The sequence below is a fragment of the Pseudenhygromyxa sp. WMMC2535 genome, assembly GCF_011083025.2.
Genome location: NZ_JABJWV010000024.1, coordinates 1 through 2,771, shown reverse-complemented (window position 1 = coordinate 2,771; position 2,771 = coordinate 1). Strand labels below are relative to the sequence as shown.

The following is a 2,771-nucleotide window of genomic DNA, read 5'->3' as shown; positions in this document are numbered from 1 at the left end:
CGCAACCGCGCCTTCCAGACAGCTTCCCTCTCGCTCTCGATCTCCTGCGCGTTTTCGAGCGGTTGTGGAGACCCCTCCGCCGGTGACGTTGACGATGAGATCGGCAGCGAGAGCACCGAGGACACCCTGGGAACGGAAGAGACCGGCTCGAGCAGCGACTCCGACAGCACCGAAACCGACTCCGACTCCGACTCCGACTCCGACAGCAGCGACTCCGACAGCACCGACTCCGACTCCAGTGAGACCGGCGACGAGAACCTCGACTGCTCCATCGAGGGCGCCTTCCAGTACGCGCCCCCAGCCACCGAGATCGACGGGCTCTTCGCCACGCCCATCGACATCCTGGCGACCGAGGCCACCATCTTCTTCTCCCTCGGCAGCCAGCACGCCATCGCCGAGGTCAGCGTCGACTTCCGGGTCGGGCCCGAGGGCGGCATGCCGATCTTCGATCTCCGTCAGACCATCGACGCCGGCACCTTCGACCAGCAATTCATCGACCCCGCGGCGGCCCAGCGTCACGACTTTGGCAAGGGCCTGGACTACGGCTTTCGGATCCTCGAGTTCGAGCTCGAGCCCTGCACCGAGCACACCTTGACCTTGCAGTACGCCCTCGACGTCCCCGACGCCCCGGAGGCCGGCGGCCTCGAGTGGAGCACAGCGCCCAACCGCCTGTACTTCGACAGCTGGCTCTCGGACCTCAACCCCGGCCGCTACCTCGAGTCCTGGCTGCCCGCCAACTTGCCCTTCGATCGCCAGGCGCTGACCCTCTACCTGGTCCTCGAGGACGCGGGCGTGCCCCACACGCTGCTGAGCAACGCGGAGATCGAGGAATTCTCGGAGCACGACTGGAAGCTCGAGTTCCCCGACACGACCACGGCCATGGCCCCGCTGATCATCGTCGTGCCCAGCGAGCAGATCAGCGCGAGCACCGGCGTCCACCAGGCCGCCAACGCCCAGGACATCCCCTACACCCTCGTCCGCCACGAGACCGCCGGCGAGAGCCTGACCTCGCTCGAGGCCCGGCTGCTCGACGCGATCGACGAGTTCGTGACCTCGACCGGCGACTTTCTCCACCCGGCGATGCTCGGCTACGTCAGCGCCAGCGCGCGCTCCATGGAGTACGACGGCGGCTTCACCACCAAGCCCAGCGACCTCGAGCACGAGGCCTTCCACAGCTGGTGGGCCCGCGGGGTCCACCCCGCGACCTACGCCGACGGGTGGATCGACGAGGCCTGGGACATGTACAACACCACCTTGGGCCTGAGCTTCACCGTCGAGCCCTTCGACTGGGACGACGCGCCGACCGAGCTCTACGACGCCCACCCCTTCGCCCGCGACACGCCCAACGCCTCCTACTGGACCGGGCGGGCCGTGTTCGCCGGCCGGCGAACACGGCCCGCCCGGTCCAGTAGGAGGCGTTGGGCGTGTCGCGGGCGAAGGGGTGGGCGTCGTAGAGCTCGGTCGGCGCGTCGTCCCAGTCGAAGGGCTCGACGGTGAAGCTCAGGCCCAAGGTGGTGTTGTACATGTCCCAGGCCTCGTCGATCCACCCGTCGGCGTAGGTCGCGGGGTGGACCCCGCGGGCCCACCAGCTGTGGAAGGCCTCGTGCTCGAGGTCGCTGGGCTTGGTGGTGAAGCCGCCGTCGTACTCCATGGAGCGCGCGCTGGCGCTGACGTAGCCGAGCATCGCCGGGTGGAGAAAGTCGCCGGTCGAGGTCACGAACTCGTCGATCGCGTCGAGCAGCCGGGCCTCGAGCGAGGTCAGGCTCTCGCCGGCGGTCTCGTGGCGGACGAGGGTGTAGGGGATGTCCTGGGCGTTGGCGGCCTGGTGGACGCCGGTGCTCGCGCTGATCTGCTCGCTGGGCACGACGATGATCAGCGGGGCCATGGCCGTGGTCGTGTCGGGGAACTCGAGCTTCCAGTCGTGCTCCGAGAATTCCTCGATCTCCGCGTTGCTCAGCAGCGTGTGGGGCACGCCCGCGTCCTCGAGGACCAGGTAGAGGGTCAGCGCCTGGCGATCGAAGGGCAAGTTGGCGGGCAGCCAGGACTCGAGGTAGCGGCCGGGGTTGAGGTCCGAGAGCCAGCTGTCGAAGTACAGGCGGTTGGGCGCTGTGCTCCACTCGAGGCCGCCGGCCTCCGGGGCGTCGGGGACGTCGAGGGCGTACTGCAAGGTCAAGGTGTGCTCGGTGCAGGGCTCGAGCTCGAACTCGAGGATCCGAAAGCCGTAGTCCAGGCCCTTGCCAAAGTCGTGACGCTGGGCCGCCGCGGGGTCGATGAATTGCTGGTCGAAGGTGCCGGCGTCGATGGTCTGACGGAGATCGAAGATCGGCATGCCGCCCTCGGGCCCGACCCGGAAGTCGACGCTGACCTCGGCGATGGCGTGCTGGCTGCCGAGGGAGAAGAAGATGGTGGCCTCGGTCGCCAGGATGTCGATGGGCGTGGCGAAGAGCCCGTCGATCTCGGTGGCTGGGGGCGCGTACTGGAAGGCGCCCTCGATGGAGCAGTCGAGGTTCTCGTCGCCGGTCTCACTGGAGTCGGAGTCGGTGCTGTCGGAGTCGCTGCTGTCGGAGTCGGAGTCGGAGTCGGAGTCGGTTTCGGTGCTGTCGGAGTCGCTGCTCGAGCCGGTCTCTTCCGTTCCCAGGGTGTCCTCGGTGCTCTCGCTGCCGATCTCATCGTCAACGTCACCGGCGGAGGGGTCTCCACAACCGCTCGAAAACGCGCAGGAGATCGAGAGCGAGAGGGAAGCTGTCTGGAAGGCGCGGTGCGTGACGCTC

At 68.0% G+C, this 2,771-nt stretch carries 1 pseudogene; it reads right to left on the bottom strand.

Annotation, left to right across the window (positions count from 1 at the left end):
* Positions 1-1,267: 1,267 nt before the first annotated feature.
* Positions 1,268-2,771 (bottom strand): annotated as a pseudogene (locus tag G6O69_RS38635) (hypothetical protein); the annotation flags it as partial.